Origin of the sequence: Archangium minus (genome assembly GCF_044360475.1) — a bacterium.
Taxonomy (GTDB): domain Bacteria; phylum Myxococcota; class Myxococcia; order Myxococcales; family Myxococcaceae; genus Archangium; species Archangium minus.
In genome coordinates this window covers 10,817,911-10,839,497 of the sequence record NZ_CP043494.1, presented here as the reverse complement: position 1 = coordinate 10,839,497, position 21,587 = coordinate 10,817,911, and the positions used below count along the sequence as shown (strand labels likewise).

The following is a 21,587-nucleotide window of genomic DNA, read 5'->3' as shown; positions in this document are numbered from 1 at the left end:
GTTTCCACGGCATGGTAGCAGTCTGGGCAATCGACCGGTTACTCCCCCAGGGACACACATGATGTGGACTTTTGTCTCCTGGACGTGGGGCGGGCCCTACGCTTTCGTGACCTTCTCTCGCCCCGGACCCACCTGCCTGGTGGCGTTGCGCGTGTCGATGACGCACTGGGATTTCTGTACCACCAGTGCGTAGTCGATGTTGGAGTGGTCCGTGAGGATCAGCACCGCGTCGTACTCGCCCAGTGTCTCCGCCGACAGTGGCACGGAGGTCATCTCGTGGTGGAAGCCGTGGCCCTTCTCCAGCTTCGTCACGTACGGATCGTGGTAGTAGACCTGCGCGCCCTTGTCCTTGAGGAGTGAGATGATCCGCAGGCTCGGGCTTTCGCGCACGTCATCGATGTCCTTCTTGTAGGCCGCGCCCAGGCACAGCACCCTGGCGCCGTTGAGCGTCTTCTTGTGCTGGTTGAGCGCCTCCATGGTGCGCTGCACCACGTAGTACGGCATCTGCGTGTTCACTTCGCCGGCCAGCTCGATGAACCGGGTGTGGAACTCGAATTCGCGCGCTTTCCACGTCAGGTAGAACGGATCAATAGGGATGCAGTGCCCACCCAGGCCCGGGCCTGGGTAGAAAGGCATGAAGCCAAACGGCTTGGTGCTCGCCGCCTGGATGACCTCCCACACGTCGATGCCCATCCGGTCGCAGAGCATCTTCATCTCGTTGACCATGGCGATGTTCACGCAGCGGAAGATGTTCTCCAGCAGCTTGGACAGCTCCGCCACCCGCGTGGAGGACACCGGCACCGTCTTCTCGAGCGCGTTGGCGTAGAGGGCCTGTGCCACCTCCAGGCATGCCGGCGTATAGCCGCCCACGATCTTCGGGATCGTCCTCGTGTTGAAGCTCTTATTGCCCGGATCTTCTCGCTCGGGGCTGAAGGCCAGATGGAAGTCCAGGCCCGCTTTCAACCCGCCTCTTTCCAGCAGCGGCTTGAGTACCTCCTCGGTGGTACCCGGGTACGTGGTGGACTCCAGCACGAAGAGCTGGTTTCGCCGCACGTACGGGGCCAGCGCCTCGCCCGTCCGGACGATGTATGTCATATCGGGCTCACGTGAGGCCGTCAGTGGCGTGGGCACGCAGATGATGATGCAATCCATTTCCGCGGTCCTGGCGAAGTTCGTCGTCGCCTGGAGTCTGCCCTCGCTGCTCAGCTTCTTCAGCGGCTCGCTGGGGATGTGCTTGATGTAGCTCTCCCCCTTGCCGATCTTGTCGATCTTCCGCTCGTCGATATCGAGCCCCATCACGCGGAAGCCGGCCTCCGCGAACGCCATCCCCAGTGGAAGCCCTACGTAGCCCAGCCCGACCACGCCTACTCTTGCTTCCCGCTTGCGGATCATGTCCACCAACGGATTGACCATTACGCGCATCTGCTCACCCTCCGATGAGGTGCAGCGAGACAGGAGCCGCCAGCTCGCGAGACCTTAGACGTGAGGCGCAGACGCTGGGCATGGTCTCCGCCTGGCGCTACCTCGTCCGGAGTGCCACTCCCTGAGTGAAGGTGAACGTTTCCTCGCACGGCCCGTCGCGGTGCTCGTGAGCTCCCTCGTGCGGTGGGCTCCTGCTCAGCTCACCCGAGCAGACGGGCCCACGTCGGCGCGCACCATCTCCGAGTACAACCTGCCCTGGAGTGCAGTTCGGAATTTGAATTGTGGACACACGTTTCAGTCGCAATCAAACGAACGCACTTCCGCGTTCCCATTGGAGGGTGACGGCCCGTGCAAGCGTCCGGTTCCACCCAAAAGGACACATCATTGATGTTGGATTTCCGCCGTCGAAGCACTCGTGGTCTCGCGATGACCTCCTTCCTGGTTCTTTCCCTCGGGCTCGGAGCGGCCTGTGGTCCGAATGCCGGGCAGGAGGAGCTCACTACACAGCAGACTGACTCGCTCACGGATACGGCACAGGGTGTGACCGCGCAGGCTGTCACCGGGCTCCGCTCCGTGGCGGAGTGGGAGAAGCTGTTCCTGGGTACCTGGGAGAGCAGCCACACCTCGGACTTCCTGCCCAGGAGCAAGTCGCTCGACAGCTGGGAGTTCTACAACCTTGGCTACGGTATCGACGCCAACACGGCGATGTACCGGGCCACGGGGAAGACCCAGTACCTCGACCGTGCCCTGCTCTACGTCAACAACATGGTCGCGAACGCGCGTCCTTCCTCGACGCTCGGCAGCAACTTCAAGGATTCGTACCTGGGCTGGAAGTCCGCGCGCCCGGAGGTCGTCAACCAGGAGGTTCCCCTCTACGAGAGCTACTGCTGGCGCTATGTGACCCAGCTGCTGCGCGTCATCCGCGAGACGCCGGAACTCTACTCCAACTCCACGTATCGCACCCAGTATGACCGTCTGCTCGCCTTCACGGAGAAGAACATCTTCGAGAAGTGGTACCAGCGTGGCGCGAACGCCTTTGTCTACCGGGCCCGCACGCACATGGCCGCGCACTGGGCGTACATCGCGATGAATCTGTCGCTCATGACGACGGATCCCGCGCGGAAGGCGACCTATACGGCGGTCGTCAACAACATCAACCGGGACTTGCCGAACTCCACCTCCTCGCTGCGCCAGCAGATGAAGCCGAACCCGGCGAACTCGGCGGCCTACTTCTGGAGCGACGTGTGGGGCTCCACGGCGCTGCCCGGGCAGGACTCGTCGCACGGTAACGGCGTGCTCGCGTACATCGTCGAGGCCCATGACGCGGGCATCGAGTGGACGGATGACGACATGCGCAAGTTCAGCGCGACGCTCAACAACGTTCTCTGGCCCGCTGCCGGCAAGTACGCGGCCTACGTGGATGGTTCGGGAGCTGGCGGTGGCTGGTGGAACGACGGGCTCATGAAGCTCGGCCGCTATGATGCCAACATCCAGCGCCGGCTCGAGACCCATACCGTGGGGCGGAACGTCCAGTTCTACGGCAACGGGGCTCTCAACATGAAGCTGCTGTCCAGCGCGGCCGCGCAGTAGGCGAGCGAACAGACTTCCCCCCCTTCCGCCCCAGAGCGCGGGAGGGGGGGTTGTGTGCAGTCTCCCGGGCGTGCCGGGTGGAGCGTCTGAGCCCACCCCCCTGCCCAGGAGCCCCGCATGTTCCAGCGCACGAGTCCTTCGGACGCCTCGGGGGCCACGCCTCACCGCCTGCTCGAGCTGGACGCTCTCAGGGGGATCGCCGCGCTGATCGTCGTGCTGTTTCACTACACGACTCACTACGACCGCGTTTATGGGCATTCAGCACCACTCTGCGTGCAGGTGCCCTTCGGGAAGTATGGGGTCCAGCTCTTCTTCGCGATCAGCGGCTTCGTCATCTTGATGTCGCTCGAACGCATTGAGCGGGCCCGGGACTTCCTGCTGGGCCGTGTGGCCCGGCTCTACCCGGCCTATTGGGCGGGCCTCGTGCTCACCTTCACGGTGGTGACCGTGTTCGGGTTGCCACAGCGCGAGGTCAGTGCCGCGGCGGCCCTGGTCAACCTGAGCATGTTTCAGGAGTTCTTTCGCGTCCCACATGTGGATGGCGTCTACTGGACCCTGACCGTCGAGTTGTCGTTCTACGCGCTGGTGCTCGTGCTCCTGTCGGCACGGATGCTCGGCAAGGTCATTTCCCTCTTCATCGTGCTCGTTGCCTTGCAGACGCTGGCCGAGCTGGGCCTCCAGGCGATGGGATGGGCGGACGCCGCGCGCTTCGCCGGCCGGCCGCATCTGCAGTTCTTCGCGCTCGGCGTGCTGGCCTTCAAATGGAGCCGCGGCGAGGTCCCCCTTCGCGCCGCTCTCGCTCTGACGGGGGTGTGCCTCGCTCACGAGCTGCTCGTTGGGAGCACCACCACCGTCATCGTGTTCGGCGTGGTGCTGGGCGTCGCCTACGCGCTCTCCACGGGAGCCATGCGCTGGCTCGCATGGCGTCCTCTCACCTTCCTGGGTTTCATCTCCTACCCGCTCTACCTGCTCCATCAGAACATTGGCTATCTCATCATCCTGCGGCTCGAGGCGACGGGATGGCGCCCCGAGGCAGCCGTCGTGGCGGCGCTTGCCGCCGCGCTCCTGCTGGCCACCGTTGTCACCCACCTCGTCGAGCAGCCCGCGCTACGCTTCTACCGCCGGTGGCGGAAGAGAAGCCACGCGCGGGCGTCCGTTCCGGCCACGGAGTAGGCGAGCGAACAGACCCCCCTCCCTCCAGCCCCAGTGCGCGGGATGGGGAGGGTGAGCAGGCTCCGGGGGCGTGCCTGGTCGAGTGCCTGGCACATCCTTCCACCCAGGAGCCCTGCATGTCCCAGCGCATCTATCTGTCGTCACCTCACCTGGGCACTCTCGAGCGCGGCTATGTCGACGAGGCGTTCGCGAGCAATTGGATTGCTCCGCTTGGTCCGCACGTCGAGGCGTTCCAAGCGGAGTTCGCCCGGTGCGTCGGAGCACCGCACGCGCTCGCGTTGAGCTCCGGGACGGCCGCGCTTCACCTCGCCCTCCAGTTGGTCGGCGTGGGTCCGGGAGATGAGGTGTTGGTGAGCACACTCACGTTCTCGGCCACGGTGAACCCCATCCGGTACCTGGGCGCGTCCCCCGTCTTCATCGACAGTGAGCGCACTTCCTGGAACATGGATCCCGTGTTGCTGTGCGAGGAGCTCGAGGCGCGAGCGCGTTCCGGGCGGCTGCCGCGCGCCGTCGTCGTGGTTCACCTCTACGGGCAGAGTGCTGATCTCGACCCCATCCTGGCCACATGCGAGCGCCACGGCGTGCCCGTCGTGGAGGACGCGGCCGAGGCCCTGGGGAGCTCGTACAAGGGGCGTGTCCCGGGCACGCTGGGGCGCGTGGGCATCTACTCCTTCAATGGCAACAAGATCATCACCACCTCGGGCGGAGGGATGTTGGTGTCGTCCGACGAGGCGCTCGTCCGCCATGCGCTCAAGCTCGCGACCCAGGCGCGCGACCCCGCGCCGCATTACCAACACTCCGAGATTGGCTACAACTATCGCCTGAGCAACGTGCTGGCGGCGATCGGCCGGGGTCAGCTGCGGGTCCTGGAGGACCGGGTCGCCGCGCGGCGCAGGAACTACGAGTTCTACGTGCGCGCCCTCGCCGGAGTGCCAGGAATCACCTTCATGCCCGAGGCCCCCTGGGGACGCCACACGCGCTGGCTGACGACGCTCACCATCGACCCGGCGCACTTCGGCGCGGACCGGGAGGCGGTGCGGCTCGCGCTCGAGCGGGAGGACATCGAGGCGCGGCCCGTATGGAAGCCCATGCACCTGCAGCCGGTCTTCGCCGCGTTCGAGCGGAGAGGGGGCCACGTCGCCGAGGAGTTGTTCCAGAACGGACTCTGCCTGCCGTCTGGTTCCAACCTCACTCCGGACGAGCTGGCACGTGTGGTGGAAGTGGTGCGGGCTGTGCCTGCGTCTCGTTGCCGAGGAACTTGAACATCGTCACGTCTCCGGCGTGGGAGATGCCCTGGCGCTGCACGACGCGCAGGATCGTCAGCGCGAGAATCTTCGCGTCCAGCGCCAGGCTCCAGTTGTCCACGTACCAGACGTCGAGCTGGAACCGTTCCTCCCAGCCCAGTGCGTTGCGTCCGTTCACCTGCGCCCAGCCCGTGATGCCCGGGAGCACGTCGTGGCGCCGCGCCTGCTCGGCGGAGTAGCGCGGCAGGTACTCGACCAGCAGCGGGCGCGGCCCCACCAGGCTCATGTCGCCGCGCAACACGTTCCACAACTGCGGAAGTTCGTCCAGGCTCGCCGCACGCAGGAACTGCCCGACACGCGTGAGGCGATGCTCGTCGGGGAGCGGATTGCCGTCCGCGTCCTTCGCGTCGAGCATGGTGCGGAACTTCATGAGCTGGAACGTCTTTCCTCCGCGGCCCGGACGTACCTGGCGGAAGAGGACGGGGCTGCCCATCGTGGCCCGGATGGCCAGCGCCGTGGCGGCCATCACTGGGGCGAAGCACAGCAACCCCACGGCCGCGGCCAGCCGGTCGATGCACCGTTTGAGGAACAGCCCCGCTCCAGTCTGTCGCAGCATGTGAGCACTCCGGTTGTATGGCGGGGCCCTGTACCGAACTCCGCTGATGCAGGATTAGGTGCTGCCTCGAGCGCTCACCACCTCCCCAAAGCCGTAGGCAGGTGTTGGCCCTTGAGCCCATTTCAGGGTGCCGAGCCGCTGCTCGTCACCGTGCGCACCTCCTGGAGTACGAGGCGTCTCCAGGCTCGCACCGTCAGCCACGCGCTGACTCCCAGTTCGACGAGCCAGCCCAGGGCCAGGGCCCATGCCGCCCCCAGGGGCCCCCGCGAGGGGACCCACCACATGCTGCCCAGTGCGACCATCACGATGGACAGGGCGAGCATCAGCGCTTGTGCCTTCAGTTCCCGTGCCGCCGTGAGGCCCACCTGCAAGCTCACGCAGACGTACTCCAACGCAGCGGCCACCATGAGCCAGACGAACAGCTCCAGGTTTTGCGCGTAGGCGGCTCCATAGAAGAGTGTCAGTGCCCAGCGCCCGAGCAGCACCGCGCTGGTGATGGCACAGACGCCCACCAGCGCCGCCCCTCCCACGAAGCCCGCGAGCGCTCGGCCGTAACGGCCCTGCTCTCCCGCCGCGTGGTAGCGCCCCAGCCGGGGGCTTACCGCCTGACCGAGCGAATGGACCACCCGGCCCCCGAGTGCCGTGAGGTATGCGAGCGCGGCGTACATGCCCAGCTCGGCCTGGCCGAAGTGCGCCTCCAGGATGTAGCGCGGGACGTTGGGGCGGAGCGAGCTCAGCAGGGCGGTAATCCCGAGCGCATAGGCAAGCCGCAGCAGGCTCTTCAGGCGCACGCACTGGTCGCGCCAGGGCCTCCGCCACAGCAGGCTCCAGGGCCGCTCTCCCCCGAACTCACGCCGGTATGCGTGGACGTCGAACAGGAAGAGCACGATGGCCCAGGCGAGCCCCAGGGCGGCTGCCGCGACCACCGGGCTCCCCGTGGTTCGGAGCGCCAGCGCCACGAGCACCACGGAGAGCACGCTCTTGGCGATGATCGAGCGGGCGATGAGCCCCATCCGCTCGGCCTTTTGCATGGCGCCGTAGAACACCTCGCTGAGGGCCTCGACGCCCTTGGCCAGCGCTAGCAGCGCGATGACGAGGCTGGCTCGAATCGAGTACCCCGCCACCAGCCCGATGGCGCAGCACACCAGCACCCCCCCGAGCACGTTGAGCACCGTCAATCCGAGGTAGTGCTCGAAGTGGTAGGCGCCCTGGGCGTCGGTGGCCTGGAGCGTGCGCAGGTTCATCCTCGCCAGGAGCATCACCGGGGCGGTGATGGCCAACCCGAGCGCGAACTCGCCGAGCATCTCCATCGTGCCCAGCCGGGCGTAGAGCACCAGCACGCCCCACTGGGCGAGCGCGTACACGAGCCCGGCCGAGAGCGTCCACGCGAAGTTCCCACCCACCGAGCGCCGCGGCGTCACGCCCTGCCCACCGCGCGCTGCAGCACCTCGGCGAGCCTGTGGGCCGCGGAGTCCGCGGAGAAGCGCTCCCTGCCGAGCCGCCCCGCCCGCTCTCCCGCCTCGGCGAGCCACCGGGGGTCGCGGACCCTGTTCGCCAGCAGCGCGCTGGCGGCGGCGACGTCCCTGGGGGGCAGGTACAGGCCGAACTGCTCCCGCTCAAGGAGCTCCGCCTGCCAGCCGCCGTAGTTGATCGCGAGTGGCCGGCTGGCCGCGAGCGTGTCGAAGAACTTGTTGGCGGAGTTGTCCTGCATGCACGGCAGGTCGGTGACGAGCGAGGTGGCGATGTTGGCCGCGGAGAGCACCGCGGGGAGCTCCGCCTTGGGCACGCTGGGCAGGAAGAAGAGGTTGCGGTTGCGCACACCGAGTTGCTCGGCGAGCGCATGCAGCGCGCCTTCCTCGCGCCCGTGCCCCATGATGACGAAGCGCACCTCCGGGTCGCGTGTCAGCATGTCCGCGGCGACCCGGACGAGGTAGTCGACCCCATTCACCAGGCCCAGGGTGCCCGCGTACAGGACCATGGGCCGGTCTCCGAGCCACGGGTACCTCTGCCGGAACTCCAGGCCCGCGGAGGCCGGGACCTGGAAGCGCTCCGGTTCGCAGAGGTTCGGGATGACGGTGATCTTCTCCGAGGACACGCCCGCCGCCTCCACTCCGGCCTTCATCCCCGGCGAGAGCGCGATGATGTGTGCCGCTCCCGCGTAGGCGGCCCGCTCGAGCAGCTGGGCGGCCAGGATCGCGGGGCGGCTCTTGAGGGCGCCGACCGCGATGGGGATGGCGGGCCAGAGATCCCTCACCTCGAAGACCATGGGCTTGCCGTTCAACTTCGAGGCGAGGATGCCGGGGATCGCGATGGTCAGCGGCGTGCTCGTGGCGAAGATCACGTCACCCGTGAGCTGCATCGCCCGGTGTGAGGAGTTGATGGCGAAGCGGCTGAAGGCGCGCATCCGTTCCGCGTACGTCATCGAGTTGGAGTAGGGCAGCGGGAGCCAGTGCACGTGGATGCCGCTCTCATTCGTCTCGCGCCAGCCCTTCGTGTCCTGTGTGGGCTCGGTATCCGAGGTCACCATGTGCACCTCATGGCCCATGGCCACCAGGCGGCGGGCGAGCTCGTAGGACCGGGTCCCGCTGTGCATCGCGGGGGTGGTGAAGTACTGGTGCAGGTAGATGATCTTCATCTCAGGTGACTCCATGGACAGCGGGGTGGTCAGCAGGGGAGGGGAGCGCGCTGGCTCCATGTGGCAGGGCGGCCGGGGCGGGTTTCCGCTCCGCGACCGAGGTGCATGAGGACATCACCATCAGCAGGTAGAGCGCCCGGCTGTCGTAGAAGTCGCCGCTGGACTGGCTGCCCATCAGGATCAACACCGCCGCGCTGACGGTCGCCCCATCGAGGCCGCGGCGCCCCCGGATCGCCGAGCGGAGGAAGACGAGCAGGGTCCACCCGAAGAGCGCGAGGCCCAGCGTGCCGCCCTCACAGAACACCTCGAGGAAGAGATTATGGGGGTAGACCCCCAACCCGAGTGCCGGGAACGCCGCGAGCCCGGCCCCTGTCACCGGGTGGTCGAGCCCGAGCTCGTACGCGGAGGCATACAGGGACTCACGTCCCGACAGGTACACCTTGCCTTCCGAGGTACCGTGCCCTTCCGTCTTCAGGGTCAGGCGGATGAACCGCTCCTCCATGGAGCGATTCAGTGCCTTGCCCAGGGGCGAGAAGGTGGTCGCCAACCCGAAGGCGATCGTGGCGAGCAGCGACAGGAGTGCGAGCCGGCGTATCGGCACGCGCTCCACCAGGAGGAAGGTGATGATGCCCGCGATGATGGCGGCCGTCCCGCCCCTCGAACCGGTGAGCAACGCGAGGAGGACCCCGGTGGCCGCCAGTGGAATCCAGAGCCAGGCCTGCCCGCGCTGGTTCCAGAAGTACAAGGCGCCGAGCGCGAGCATCCCCATGAGCCGGGCGAAGACGTTCGGACCGCCTCCCAGTACCGCCAGCCGCGCGCCACCGCCACTGCCCAGCAACTGGCTCATGCCGGTGAGTGCCAGCAGCGCCGTGGCCGAGACCACCACGCCCCAGAAGGCGTCCAGCACACGCTCCGCTGGCTGGCGGAGCGCGGCGAGCCCGAAGCCCAAGCTCATCACTCCGACCAGGACGAGATCGTAGAGCTTCTCCAGGGCGAGGCCCGCGTCGGGAGCCCAGAGCGCGCTGGTGCACAGGTAGCCGAGGAACATCAGCAGCGCCGTCGAGAGCCGGGTGTCGAGCCGGGTCTCGCCCGGCCTCGCCGCGCGGTGCGCCCGGTGGACCAGCCCCACGGTGGCGAGCACCAGCCCTCCCATGACAATCCACAGCCGCAGCTCCAGGAACGGGTCCGGCTCGGGGTCCGCGGAGGCCAGTCGGTGGAAGCCCCAGCGGCCCGCCAGCACGTAGAGCGCGGCGATGAAGCCCAGTCCTGCGCATCGGATCCAACTCATGGGATGGCTCCTGCCTGCGCTCAGCTCGCGGTCGGGTACTCGTATTGATAGATGCCGCTCACGGTGCGTCCTGTGGATGAGCGAGGCGCTCCGTTGAAGATGAGCCCCTTGACCGAGACGCCGTCCTGCTCGAGCCGGTGAATGGCCGCGGCGACCTCCCTCAGCGGGTGGGCGCCCGCGCGTACCACGGCGAGGTTCACGCCCGCGTGCCGGCCCACGAGCGCCGCGTCGGTCACCGCCAGGATGGGCGGTGTGTCGATGAGGACGAGGTCGTACCCGGCCGATATCCGCGTGATGAGTGCCGTGAACGCGTCGCTCATCAGCAGCTCGGCGGGGTTCGGTGGAAGAGCGCCGGTGGAGAGAAAGGACAGGCTCTGTCCGGGAACCTTCAGGACTGCCTGCTCCAACTCGACTGTGCCGCCGAGGACCTCCGAGAGACCTTGGGTGCGCTCCGCCCGGAAACAGTGGTGGAGCCAACCCCCACGCAGGTTGGCGTCCACGAGCAGGACGCGCTTGCCGGAGTCCGCCAGCACCCACGCGAGGTTGACGGAGACGAAGGACGTTCCTACTCCCGGGCTTGGCCCGGTGAGGGCGATCACATTGTTGGGTGCGTCTTTCAGTACCAACTGGAGGCGGGTCCGCAGGCCGCGCAGGCTCTCCGTGACCAGGTCTCGCGGATGGCGCTGAGCCAGGATGGCGAGCAGCTCGCCCTCTGACGTCGGCTTCCCGCGGGTCCGGCGCGGCTGCTCCTTGCTGAGAGGGAGGGTGGCATAGACAGGCACTCCGAGCTCCGCCTCGACCGTGGCGGGGTCCGAGACTCCTCTGCGGAGCGCCTGCCGGGCGAAGGCATACGTGACTCCGAGCGTCAGCCCCAGCACGAAGCTGACCGCGAGCACGCCCGGCTTGCTGGGACGCACAGGCTGGCGGGTCACCACGGGCTCATCGAGGAGCCGCGCGTTGCCGACGATGCTCGACTTCAGGACTCGGTACTCCTGGGCCTTGTTGTTGAGCTGGAGGTACAGCTCGGTGGCGACCGTCACGTCCCGCATGAGCTGGGCCGTCTTGAGCTCCGCGCTCGGCAGGCTCTTGAGCTGGGCATTGAGGGCCTCCCGAGCCGCCTGCAGCCGCTCCTGCTTCCGGCTCGTGGCGATGAGCACCGGGTGGTTGTCGGTGAAGCGCTGTCGCAGCTCGGAGCGCTCGAGCAAGAGCGCTGAGAGCGACTTCTCGATATCGACGCTTCGCTCCAGGATGGCCTGGGCCTCCAGCCCGAGATCGACGGTCCCCTTCCCGGCGCGGTGGGCGCTCAGGGCCGCCTCCGCGCGCTCCAGCTCCGTGCGCAGGCCGGGCAGTTGAGTGTCGAGGAATACCAGCGTCCTCTCGGCCTCTTCGCTTTTACGCTCGACGTTCTGGCGGACGTAGTGGCGCGCGATGGACTCGAGCGTCGCGGAGAGTCCCGCCGGATCCTGCCCCTCGAGGGCCACGGTGAGGATGCCGGTGTTGGTGCCCTTCTCGCTCAGCCGCAGCGCGCGCTGGAGCTCCTCCACCACCTCGAGGCGAGAGCGCCGGGTCACCCAGAATTGCGTCCCCGGGCGGGCCTCGAGCTCGGAGACGAGGAGCTCCACCTGTTGGGGCGAGCCCGGTGTCGTCGCCGCGAGTGTGCCCACCTGCCCGCTGAGAAGCGGGGTGGAGCCTGGCCCGAGGAGCGTGTAGGAACCGGCCTCGCCCGCCACGAGCGCGAGCGGGACGTCCTCCAGCTTCGGTGGCACGTTCACCCGCTCCACCCGAATGCGCTCGCCTCCCCAGGCGAACGAGTCCATGTACCACCGGGGTTGCGCGAGGCTTGGCCCTCTGTGGCTGCGGGCGAGTGCCGCGCCCAGCAACGGGACGTGTCGCGGCGTGGCCACCACGTCCATCCGAAGCTCGTCGACGACCCTCCCCAGCAGCGCTCGCGAGCTGAGGATTTCAATCTCCGTGGAGGCTTCCCCGGAGAGGTCCGCGAACAGCGCGTCGAGCTCACCGAGCCGGCTGCCCTTCTTCTCGATTTGAAGGACGGCATTCGCGCGGTAGATGGGCGGCGCGGCGAGCATGTACAGGGCGCCACCCACGAGCGTCAGGACGAGCGTCGCGATGATGGACCAGCGGTCCTCGAGCAGGATGCCCAGGTGCCGGCGCAGATCGAGCTCGTCTTCTGGCGCTCCGGAGTTGGGGCGGGCAGGAACCTTGCGGTGGGGGGCGCTGGTCATGGGGGCGGGAATATGGTCGCCCTATCCCCAATGTCTATCGTCTGCCAGAGCATCTGAACTGTTGGCTGGATTTGACTGATAATGCGATTCCAGCGTGTCAAGTTGTGCGGCGAGACGAAGACAACGTCATGTGGTTGAAGTTGGAACTGCGTCGCGAGCAGGAGCGCATCCGGTGAGCTGGCATCGAGCTTGTAGATGGTGGGCCGCTCGAAGCTTCCACGGATGACATAGACCTTCGCCGGGTTGGAGCTGACCGGATCAAAGCCCTCGGTGTCGCCGATCGCCTCCGCGAGTGTCATCCGGCCCTTCACCATGACGCGTGAGGACGGCTTACGGACCTCTCCGAGGACGAAGACCTTGTTCCGGCTCCGGTCGGCGACGTGCACGATGTCTCCGTCCTGCAGGAGCCAGTTCTGGCTGATGTCCCCCTGCTCGTAGAGGGCCTGCAGATTCAGGGTGAAGGTCTTGCCGCCCCGGGTGAGCGTGACATCACTCAGGTCGGCCTCCGGGGTGGGTCCTCGCGCCTGGCTGATGGCGTCCTGCACCCGCAGGGGGACGTCCGTGATGGGGATGCTGCTGGGGGCAACCACCTCTCCGGTGACCTGGACCTTCTGTCCCCGGAAGCCCACCACGCGGACGTCGAGCTGCGGCTTTTCAATGACGTGGGTCAGCCGCTGCGTCAGGAGCTCTCGAATCTCCCTCAGCGTCTTTCCCCCGACCTGGAGGACTCCCGCATGAGGGAAGAACATCGTCCCATCGGCCGACACCGGGTGGCCGGTGGCCTCGGCGGAGCGGAACTCGCCTGCTGGGATGGTGAGCTCGGGGTGGTCCCAGACGATGACGCTCAGCACGTCATGGGCCGTCACCCGGTAGTTGTAGTTCGCGGCGCTCTCCGCCAGCGGGTCCTGAATGGGGGCGGGCCGCATCTGCAGACGCGTCGCCTGCTGCTTGCTCAGCAGGGTCGCATCAATGGGAACGATCTCGAATGCGTCGTCGGTGCCCGAGTCTGCTTTTCCGGCATGCCGCTCCCGGAAGGCTCCCTCGTCCATATACATGCCAGGGCCCCATGCGCACGCGCTCGTGCACAGCACCCAGGCCAGTAGCAGGACGCGCCTCATCGATCATCTCCAGAGGCTCCCAGAGGTTCCCCCGACCCCGAGAAGCCGGTTGAACACGATCATCGAGGGGAGGGGGGAAGACGTCTTGCCTCGAGGCCAGGAGATTGTTCCGATTCGATGGAGCGCATGCAATCACATGCGCGTACCGGTGTCCGGAAGGCAATAACACGCGACCATTGGGCTCGCGCGTCGACTTGTGGCTCAGTCAATGAGCGCCTGATAGACGAGTTGGCGCAGCTGTGAGCGGAGCGGGTAGGTGCTCGAGGGGAGCAGCTGGGTCATGAAGACGACCGTCATGTCCTCTTCCGGGTCCACCCAGAACCCGGTGCTCGCCATGCCACCCCAGTGGTACTCGCCCACGCTCGTCAGGGTGCGGTAGGCGACAGGGTCGACGACCACGCCGAAGCCGAGTCCGAATCCGACTCCGTCGTACCGGGTCTCCGCGAACAGCGGTCGACCGAAGGCCTTGAGGTCCGCACCACCGGGCAGGTGATTGCGTGTCATGTAGTGGAGGGTCCGCGGTGAGAGCAGGCGCGCCCCCTCGAGCTCGCCGCCATTCAGCAGCATCCAGGTGAAGCGCGTGTAGTCACGCGTCGTCGACACCAGGCCGCCGCCCCCTGACAGCCAGGCGGGTGGCCTCGTCACCTTCTTGCTGAGCGCGTCGGCGCGGACCGCCCGGGTGGGTCCGGAGGACGGCGTGTACAGCGCGGCCAGACGCGCCTGTCGGTCCTCGGAACACCAGAACGCGGTGTCTGTCATCCCGAGCGGCCCGAAGATGCGCTCGGCGAAGAATGCATCGAGCGTCTGTCCGGACACGACCTCGACGAGCCGGCCGAGCACGTCCGTGGCCACCGAGTAGTTCCACTCCGCACCGGGCTGGAACGCGAGCGGGAGCTCCGCCCAGGCTCGGACGCACGCGGCCAGGTCGAAGCCGTCGGGTGCGTCGGTCTCGAAGCCGCGGAGCCGGTAGAGCTCGTCGGTGACGTTCACCCGGTGGAAGCCGTACGTCAACCCCGCGGTGTGCGTGAGCAGGTGCCACACGCGGATGGGTTCGGTCGCGGGCACGGTGATGGGGCGGGCCGCGGGCCCTGCGACGTAGACGCGCGGCTGGGCGAACTCGGGCAGCCAGCGGCTGACGGGGTCGGAGAGCTCGAATGCGCCCTGCTCCCACAGCATCATCGCCGCGACCGAAGTGATGGGCTTCGTCATGGAGTAGATGCGCCAGAGCGTGTCCGTCTCCACCGCGCGGTTGGCCTCCCTGTCGGCAAGCCCGTACGACGTCAGGTGCGCAACTTTGCCGTGACGTGAGACCATCACCTGCCAGCCCGCGAGCCTCCCGTCGTCAACGTAACGGCGGAAGTGCGTGTCGATGCGTTGCAGTCGCTGTGCGTCCAGGCCGACCTCTCGCGGGTCGACATCGATGCCGAAGTTCTTCATCCGTTGATTCTCCTGGCGCGTCCGGTTCCGTTACACCGCGCCAAATTCCGGCCGGTAGCGAACGATGCCGGGCCGATTGCCAAGAAAGCCTTCGCGAAGCTCCAGGGCCATGAAGGCCTCGTCAGGGCACTCCACCTCCCACCGCAGGCCAAACCGACTTGCGCGTGCGAAGCCGAAGCGCGGGTAGTAGTCGGGATGCCCGAGGACCACAACGGCTCCGTGCCCGGCCTCGCGAAGCCGGTCGAGCCCCGCGCGAATGAGCTTCGAGCCAATGCCGTGTCGCTGGTGGTCCGGAAGCACAGCCATGGGAGCCAGGCCCACGGCGACGTCATGGCCGCCGCCCCTGTCGAGCTCGACGGGGGAGAAGAGGATGTGCCCGACGACCTGACCGTTCACCTCCGCGACGAGCGACAGCGTGACGCCCCCCGCGGCACGAAGCGCATCGACGAGCGCTGCTTCCTCGGCACGCCCAAAGGCGAGTGTGTTCACGCGCCGCACGGCCTCGACGTCCTGGGGCTGCTCTGTTCTCACCAGAGTGTGGCTTTGCATGCAGGCTCGACTAGATCAGGTTCCAGCGTCCCACAAGCGCTCTTACCGGGTGCGCGGCGTGTCTTTTTTCCAGCAGAAGACTCGGACATGCCCTGCGAGCACGGCTTCCCATGGGCAGCGTAGCGCCGCTCGAGCAGGAGGCCGCATGAGAATGAGGATGATGTGGGGATGGATGGTCTGTCTGGTTCTCGGAGCATGTGGGGATGGAAAGAAGAGGGTTCCGGAGCCTCCTCCTTCTCCCCCTCCGGACACACAGGTGCACACGGAGCAGGTACCGGCTGACGGTATCGCCTCCTGGCTTCCGGAGGGCAGCACGCCCTGTGGTCCGGTTTTCGCCTGTCGTGCCTATGTCCAGCAGGAGGGCTCCTGCGTGGAGGTTCAGGCCCCGGAGGACATGGCCTGTTCCGTGTCGCCCACGCTTCCGGCCGGCACCTGCTCCGCGGGGGCGTGCGAAATTCGCAATGCGCCGAGTGCGAACTGGAGATGGCGTCCGGGCCGCCACCACTGGAAGCTCGCAGGGCTGGCTCCGGGCCAGGGCTTGCTGCTCGCGGAGTCGTCGTCGCCGGACGATCCCGACTTCGAGGGTCCCTATTCCGTGTGTCGGCTCACGCGCTTCGACCCGTCGCAACCGGACCATGAGAGCGTGCTCCACGAAGGAGAGGGGCCCTGTTCCCCCTGGGTGCTCCACCGCCGTCACGCGCTGGGGACTCGCTGGTCGCCCGAGGCCGGCCGACAGGTGTGGACCCTGCTGTCCCTCGACGGCAGCACGCCAGCGCGCGACTTCGACCTGACTTCCCTGCTCAACGCGCGCCTGGCCGCCGAGGGCGTCACTGCGTCGACGGAGAAGCCCCTCTGGGTGCAGGGGGCTCCTGGCCAGCTACTGCTGGTGTGGCCGCTGCAGGGCGGCAAGGTGTGGATCGCGAGCCTGACACTCCCGGGACTTGAGTTCGCCTGGACGCGTCAGGTGGCCGGGACGCTCGAGGGCCCGCCCATCGCGGATGAGCTCGGGCGGCTGTATTTCTCTGTGGACCCGGCAGGCGTCGTGTCCCTCTCTCCGGAAGGTGTGGTGCGCTGGACCTTGAACGGAGCCGGCCAGCCGGTGGCCGTCTTCCGTGACACGCTCTTCCTCGACGATGGCACCGTGCGCTCCACCGCCGACGGTGGGATTCGGTACTCGTGGCCTGTGGCCCAGGCGTCCGTCTTTCTGAGCGAGTCTCACGCCGCGGTGATTGCTCCTTGCAGCACGAATGCCTGCACGCGGGTGACACTGCTGCGGCGTGGCAGTGGGGAAGTGCTCGCCGATGTACCGGTGCCGGACGCCTCGCCGGAGTACAGGGGCACCAATACCTCGGCCCTGTTGACGGCGGACGGGGCGGTGCTTGTCCTGCAGCGCGTCCAGTACCCGGACCTGATGTATTCGCCCTTCTACCCCTTCCAGGGAGTGCGGCGGTTCCTGGTACGCGAGGAACAGCCGCTGCAATCCCTGGGAGAGCTGTTGGTGCCCACGGGAGAGCACGTGGAGCTCAACCTCCTGAGCGACGGTCAATGGGTCGCCGTCGAGCGCGACTCATTCCACAACGACGCAGACCCCGGAGCGGACCTTATTGGCGTGTCCACCCCGGAGCTGCGTGCGCCAGAGCACGGCTGGCTCACGCCTCGCGGCAACTCCGCTGGCGGCTCCGCGCCGGAATGAGCGGCGTCATTCGCACAGGCTCACCATCATCGTGCCGCCATTGTTGGCGGCATTGATGCGGAAGCTGAACACGTAGTCGCCCGGCTTCGGAATGACGATGGAGGATTCCGTGCCATTGCCCGCGGCGACCGCGAGGGTCTGCTCGGTGCCAATCACCACCGCGGCAGACCCTTGCACCGCGAACTCGCTCGACCAGTTCGCACTGGCGAACTTGAAGGTGTAGGCGGTGGCTTCTGGTTCATGGACCACCACCTGGTAGAGGTTGTTGCCCTTGTAGGCGAACCTGCGGTTGGCCGGTGTGGCGCCGAAGTTGTCGCCACCGGCGTAGCTGCCGCGAATGAACATCTCCTTGGCGAGGGGCCCGAGTCCCTCGACCGTCGGCGCGTTGCAATCGGCCAGCGGACCTTCACCTGTGAGGTCGTCACCCTCCCCGGTCTGCGGACCTTCGGCCGTTGGCGACGTGATGTCGAAGAACCTGGCTTCGAACGGCTTCAGTGGGATTTCGTAGTGACCGCCGGAGCCCATCACGGCCGCGTTACCCAAGAGATCGACGAGGGGTCCCGCACTGCCAATGGCCGTCCCAGCCACCGTGAGCACCGCTGGGGTCGCCTTGGCGTTCAACACGTACAAGATGTTGTCGGTTCCGTGGTCCTTGCGGTCGATGTAGACATTGTTGTCCGAGTAGATGTGCGTGCGGCTGCCATTATCGAGCGCAGGGTGGGCGTCGCGCAGCGCCATCATCGACGCCACGTAGGATTTGAGGTCCACCTGCTCGGGGGCGAGTACCGTGGCCGTGCTGCCCACCGTGGTCGGAACGCCCTCCACTATGGCGGAGGTCCGCGAGACATGGTCATCGCAGCGGCCCTGGGTGGCACAGGTCGCATTGTCCTCACGGGCGGCGAAGCCCGGGAGCTCCTGGCCCACCTCGTCACCGTAGTAGAGGGTGATGGGGCCGCTGTACGAGGCCATGAAGCTGAAGGCCGCCTTATGCCGCGCCCAGTAGGCGTCGTCCGTGGTCTCCCCTAGGCCTCCCCGCTGGATGAGATCGCCGAACCGGACCAGATCATGGTTGGTCAGCATCAGGTTCGGCATGGCATGGGCCGGGTAGGCCAGGTGGTTCAGGTACCCGGTGTGGAGGTTGCTCGCTGCACGCCCGCCGCTGCCGCTCTCCTCCACCGCGAGGGTCTGCACCAGGCTGTAGCGCATGGGGAAATCGAACACGGACAACAGCGCTGGAGCCGCGGCAGGACCATAGCCCTGGCTGGCGATCTCCCCGGCGCTCCGCCAGATCTCCCCCACCATGTAACCCAACGGATGGACCGTCTCTCCCGCACTGTTGGTGTAGCTCACGCCACTCGCGGCTTGTGCGACGGCGGCACGGAGGTCGTCCCAGTACTGAACCGGCACCTGGTAGGCCTGATCCAGGCGCCACCCGTCGATCTTGTACTCGGTCACCCAGTGCGCAGCGACCTCCTTGAAGAACTCGAGGTCCGCCGGGTAGTCCGCTGACCGGCCCGTGTCTCCCTGGGCTGCTCCGTTCGTGGAGACGGTGCGCCCCAGCGGCGAGGCGTAGTCGGAGGCATTGCGCTTGAAGTGGCCGAACACACCGTCCAGGAACACATACAGCCCCCTGGCATGGGCGGCCTCGACCAGCTCCTTGAGCTTGTCGTTGGTTCCGAATCGAGGATCGACTTTGAAGTAGTTGGAGGCGAAGTAGCCCGTGGCGTCGAGGCGATCGGCCCAGTCGTTCTGCCCGCTGATGCGCACGCTCTCGAAGACGGGGGTCAGCCAGAGGGCGTTGACGCCGGTCGATTTGATGTAATCGAGGCTGTTGATGATCCCCTGCAGGTCGCCCTTGTGATGGCTGGTGCCGTAGCCGGTGTTGTAGTCCGCGGTGCTGTCGCCATCGACAAAGGACTCGACCATGAGCTGATACAGGCGCAGCCCACATTCGGGCTCACCCTGGCCCTTGAAGCAGGCCAGACGGCTGTCGGCTGTACCCGCGGCGGTACTGATCGTCGCTCTGTAGACCTCCGGAGGAGGCGGCGGCGGGGGCGGATTGTCGACCCCCCCATCGCTGCCACCACCACTCCCACCATCGCGACAGGAGGACAGAACGCCGGCGATCGCCAGCGTGAGAAGGGATTTCCGCCACTGCATGCAGGCAACTCCTTGACGACGAGTTTCTTGGACGAGCCGTGCAGGAGCGTTCCACCTCCCTCGCGTGGGGTCAACGTGACTGGGCAGGGCGAAAGTACGCCGGCCCCGAGGGTGGAGGCTCACGCCAGTCAGGGCTGTGGGTCCGGGTTGAAGTTGCCCCTCCTGGACTCAGGGGCAGACTTTACAGTCCGTGCAACTGGCGGCGTTGGTGCTGTTGCCGCAGGACTCGGTAGGCTGGCAGGTGTTGTCACCGCACGTGTAGATATCTTGGTTGCTGAGCCGGGTGGTGATGGCGGGGTAGTCAATCCCTCCGCGGGTGCACTTCGTGAAGTACGTCCCCGTGGCATCGAGCTGGCAGCTCGAATGGCAGCTACCGATATGGATGAGCGGCGGGCATATGTTGGCGCCCCAGAGCGCGCAGGCGCGGAGGCTGCTCTGGTTCGAGCCCCGCTGCTGCTGATCGTTGCCGACGAAGGGTCCCTCATGGGTGAAGAGGTTGCCGAAGAAGCAGCCCTCCCGCTGTGGGTAGTTATTCAGCTCTGAATCCGTGTAGGGGATACGCTGCCCCAGCGCGCTCGTGCCCAAGAGAGAGACGGTGACGGTGCGCCCGTATTTGTTGACGAGGGCGGCCAGGCACGCGCTGACGACCTGCTGTTCCTTCAGGGTCGCGGGCGAGCCGCTGGACCAGCTCGGTGCCAACCCCAGGCTGCCGGTCCAGGTATAGGTGGTCGAGCCATTCGAGTACGTCCGGGTTTGCCCAGGCGGGACGGCACACCGGACGAGGTACTTCATGAAGAGGTCGGCTTCCGCCGGGTTCTGCTGAAACCAGGCGGAGAACTCGCTGCTCGCCAGACCGTTGAATGCGAGACCATTGAATGCAAGGCCATTGAATGCAAGGCCATTGAATGCAAGGCCATTGGTTGTCAAACTATTCTCCAGCTCGAGCTCCTGGACCGTCTGGCCGGGAGCCGTGGATGAAGCGGTGGGCTCCTCCAGCACGCCGGCACAGCCCCCTGTGAATGTCAGCAGGAGCACTCCAAGCAACTTCATGCGTGTCATGTTGCTTCTCCCCCCCGAGCCCAGAAGTGGATACTTCATCTCCGAGAGGCGTGGAGACGAAGTTGGGCTCCAGGAGAAAGTCTCACTGTTCCTGTAAATCGAATACGCACCGGTGGGCATTTCACGCCACTCCGTTATTCATGAACGGTTGTGGCGTGAGCTGACAGACAGTGTGAGGGAAATCAGGCCGCCTGCTGTTTCAATGGCTCATGAGCTGACGGGGACAACTCTTCAGAAGTGCATGTCAATGCTTCAGAGCCGGAACACGTCGGCGAGCACGCCGTCCGGGCCGTAGCAGCGCTGCGGCGAGGGCGTGTCGTAGACGACGAGCACGGAGTCATTCGGCGCGAACCAGGAGAACACGGCCACGCCCTCGGCGTTGTCGTCCTTGCTTCCATTCTTCAAGTCGAAGAGCGGCTCTAGCACGCCCTTCTCCTGTGGGTGGAGGGTGTCTCCAGAGAGCATCAGGCCCTTGTGCAGTCGGAACAGCCGGATGGGGGCATCCACGGGCATGGTGGGCCCCGCGAGGATGAGCAGATCCTCTCCATGGCGGCACAGCTCGCGGATGCCCAGGCCGTCCAGGTCCAGGAAGTGTTTGGAATAGGGGCTGCCCTTCTTCGTCCGCCGGGGTGCCAGGAGTCCGTTGCCCACATCCTCCACCTCCAACTGCAGGATGACGGCGTAGCCGCGCAGCACGGGGCCTCGTAGCCCGAGGAAGACCTGGTCCCCGTGGACGGCGAGCCCCTCGATGTCCAGCCCGTTGTCCTTGCTGGGGATGGCCAAGGCTCCCTCCGGATCCTCCGGCGAGGCGGGCGCGAGGAAGGGCCCCAGGTGGGGATCCTGGCGCAGCAGCTCCACGAGCACGTTCACTCCTGGGCCCTCCCGGCCCTCCGTTCGCATGAGCTTCGCCGGGCGGGCCGAGCCTGATGAGGACCCCGGGAGCGGCGCGCGGGCGAGCAGGAAGCGCCAGGGCTGGTGCTCCACGGTGGCCAGGCGCTCGAGATCCTTCACCATCGTCTTGCCCTTGGGCTTCTTGCGCTTCGCGCTGTGCGAGCCCACGAACCACAGGTGCCCGTCCTGGAAGTCCAGCGCCTCGATGTCCACCTCCTCGCGGACCTCCTCCCCGAGCAGGTCCGCCATGACGAAGTGCCGGTGCTGGCCGAAGCCACGCGGGCTCACCGGGGAGAAGCGCTCGAGGGAGTGGTGCTCATCCGAGGCCACCCAGAGCTCCCCCTCCGAGGAGAACACCGCCGCGGAGAGATCCTCGTGGAGCTCATCCTTGCTGGCGTCGAAGCGCAGCAGGACACGGCCGAGGAGAGGGGCATGCAACATGGAAGTCCTCCAGGACAGGAGCCTTCCG

Annotated in this window: 16 protein-coding genes; 4 read left to right on the top strand and 12 right to left on the bottom strand. The window is 66.6% G+C overall.

Features of this window, described 5'->3' with window-relative positions; genetic code table 11:
- Nucleotides 1-96 precede the first annotated feature (96 nt).
- Nucleotides 97-1,422 carry a nucleotide sugar dehydrogenase gene (locus F0U60_RS44415; protein ID WP_395809399.1) on the bottom strand — a complete coding sequence of 442 codons (1,326 nt, stop codon included), beginning with the start codon at nt 1,420-1,422 and terminating at the stop codon, nt 97-99.
- Nucleotides 1,423-1,962: 540 nt separating this feature from the next.
- Between F0U60_RS44415 and F0U60_RS44410 the strand changes: the two genes are divergently transcribed.
- From F0U60_RS44410 to F0U60_RS44400, 3 genes are all read left to right on the top strand, one after another.
- Nucleotides 1,963-3,012 carry a hypothetical protein gene (locus F0U60_RS44410; protein ID WP_395809397.1) on the top strand — a complete coding sequence of 350 codons (1,050 nt, stop codon included), beginning with the start codon at nt 1,963-1,965 and terminating at the stop codon, nt 3,010-3,012.
- Between the two features lie 117 nt (nt 3,013-3,129).
- Complete coding sequence (locus F0U60_RS44405) at nt 3,130-4,185, top strand: acyltransferase family protein (RefSeq protein ID WP_395809395.1); 1,056 nt, start codon at nt 3,130-3,132, stop codon at nt 4,183-4,185.
- A gap of 116 nt (nt 4,186-4,301) precedes the next feature.
- Complete coding sequence (locus F0U60_RS44400) at nt 4,302-5,447, top strand: DegT/DnrJ/EryC1/StrS family aminotransferase (protein WP_395809393.1); 1,146 nt, start codon at nt 4,302-4,304, stop codon at nt 5,445-5,447.
- Here the strand turns inward: F0U60_RS44400 and F0U60_RS44395 are convergent.
- The 8 genes from F0U60_RS44395 to F0U60_RS44360 all read right to left on the bottom strand — a co-directional run bounded on the left by F0U60_RS44395 (nt 5,374) and on the right by F0U60_RS44360 (nt 15,315).
- The gene (locus F0U60_RS44395; protein WP_395809391.1) at nt 5,374-6,045 is read right to left on the bottom strand and encodes a sugar transferase; all 672 of its coding nucleotides are present in this window, start codon (nt 6,043-6,045) and stop codon (nt 5,374-5,376) included. The genes F0U60_RS44400 and F0U60_RS44395 overlap by 74 nt on opposite strands.
- A gap of 122 nt (nt 6,046-6,167) precedes the next feature.
- Nucleotides 6,168-7,466, bottom strand: coding sequence for a lipopolysaccharide biosynthesis protein (locus tag F0U60_RS44390; RefSeq protein WP_395809389.1), 1,299 nt, complete (start codon nt 7,464-7,466; stop codon nt 6,168-6,170).
- The gene (locus F0U60_RS44385; protein WP_395809387.1) at nt 7,463-8,680 is read right to left on the bottom strand and encodes a glycosyltransferase family 4 protein; all 1,218 of its coding nucleotides are present in this window, start codon (nt 8,678-8,680) and stop codon (nt 7,463-7,465) included. The genes F0U60_RS44390 and F0U60_RS44385 overlap by 4 nt, the downstream gene beginning before the upstream one ends.
- 1 nt (nt 8,681) lies before the next feature.
- Nucleotides 8,682-9,968 (bottom strand): O-antigen ligase family protein, encoded by a 1,287-nt coding sequence (locus tag F0U60_RS44380; protein ID WP_395809385.1) that lies wholly within the window; start codon nt 9,966-9,968, stop codon nt 8,682-8,684.
- 20 nt (nt 9,969-9,988) lie between these two features.
- Nucleotides 9,989-12,211, bottom strand: coding sequence for a polysaccharide biosynthesis tyrosine autokinase (locus F0U60_RS44375; RefSeq protein ID WP_395809383.1), 2,223 nt, complete (start codon nt 12,209-12,211; stop codon nt 9,989-9,991).
- Nucleotides 12,208-13,329: a polysaccharide export protein gene (locus F0U60_RS44370; protein WP_395809381.1), complete on the bottom strand. Its 1,122-nt coding sequence runs from the start codon at nt 13,327-13,329 to the stop codon at nt 12,208-12,210. The genes F0U60_RS44375 and F0U60_RS44370 overlap by 4 nt, the downstream gene beginning before the upstream one ends.
- 201 nt (nt 13,330-13,530) lie before the next feature.
- Entirely contained in the window at nt 13,531-14,766 is a 1,236-nt protein-coding gene (locus F0U60_RS44365) for a serine hydrolase domain-containing protein (protein WP_395809379.1), read from the bottom strand.
- A gap of 30 nt (nt 14,767-14,796) precedes the next feature.
- Nucleotides 14,797-15,315: a GNAT family N-acetyltransferase gene (locus F0U60_RS44360; protein ID WP_395809377.1), complete on the bottom strand. Its 519-nt coding sequence runs from the start codon at nt 15,313-15,315 to the stop codon at nt 14,797-14,799.
- A 370-nt stretch (nt 15,316-15,685) separates the two neighbouring features.
- Here F0U60_RS44360 and F0U60_RS44355 point away from each other — a divergent pair, with 370 nt between their 5' ends.
- A complete protein-coding gene (locus F0U60_RS44355; RefSeq protein ID WP_395809375.1) occupies nt 15,686-17,008 on the top strand; it encodes a hypothetical protein in 1,323 nt (440 codons plus the stop codon).
- Nucleotides 17,009-17,014: 6 nt separating this feature from the next.
- Here the strand turns inward: F0U60_RS44355 and F0U60_RS44350 are convergent, their stop codons facing one another.
- The 3 genes from F0U60_RS44350 to F0U60_RS44340 form a co-directional block, all read right to left on the bottom strand.
- Complete coding sequence (locus F0U60_RS44350) at nt 17,015-19,168, bottom strand: alpha-amylase family glycosyl hydrolase (RefSeq protein ID WP_395809373.1); 2,154 nt, start codon at nt 19,166-19,168, stop codon at nt 17,015-17,017.
- Between the two features lie 168 nt (nt 19,169-19,336).
- Complete coding sequence (locus F0U60_RS44345) at nt 19,337-20,227, bottom strand: hypothetical protein (protein WP_395809370.1); 891 nt, start codon at nt 20,225-20,227, stop codon at nt 19,337-19,339.
- A 252-nt stretch (nt 20,228-20,479) separates the two neighbouring features.
- Nucleotides 20,480-21,559, bottom strand: coding sequence for a DUF3616 domain-containing protein (locus F0U60_RS44340; RefSeq protein ID WP_395809368.1), 1,080 nt, complete (start codon nt 21,557-21,559; stop codon nt 20,480-20,482).
- Nucleotides 21,560-21,587: the final 28 nt, after the last annotated feature.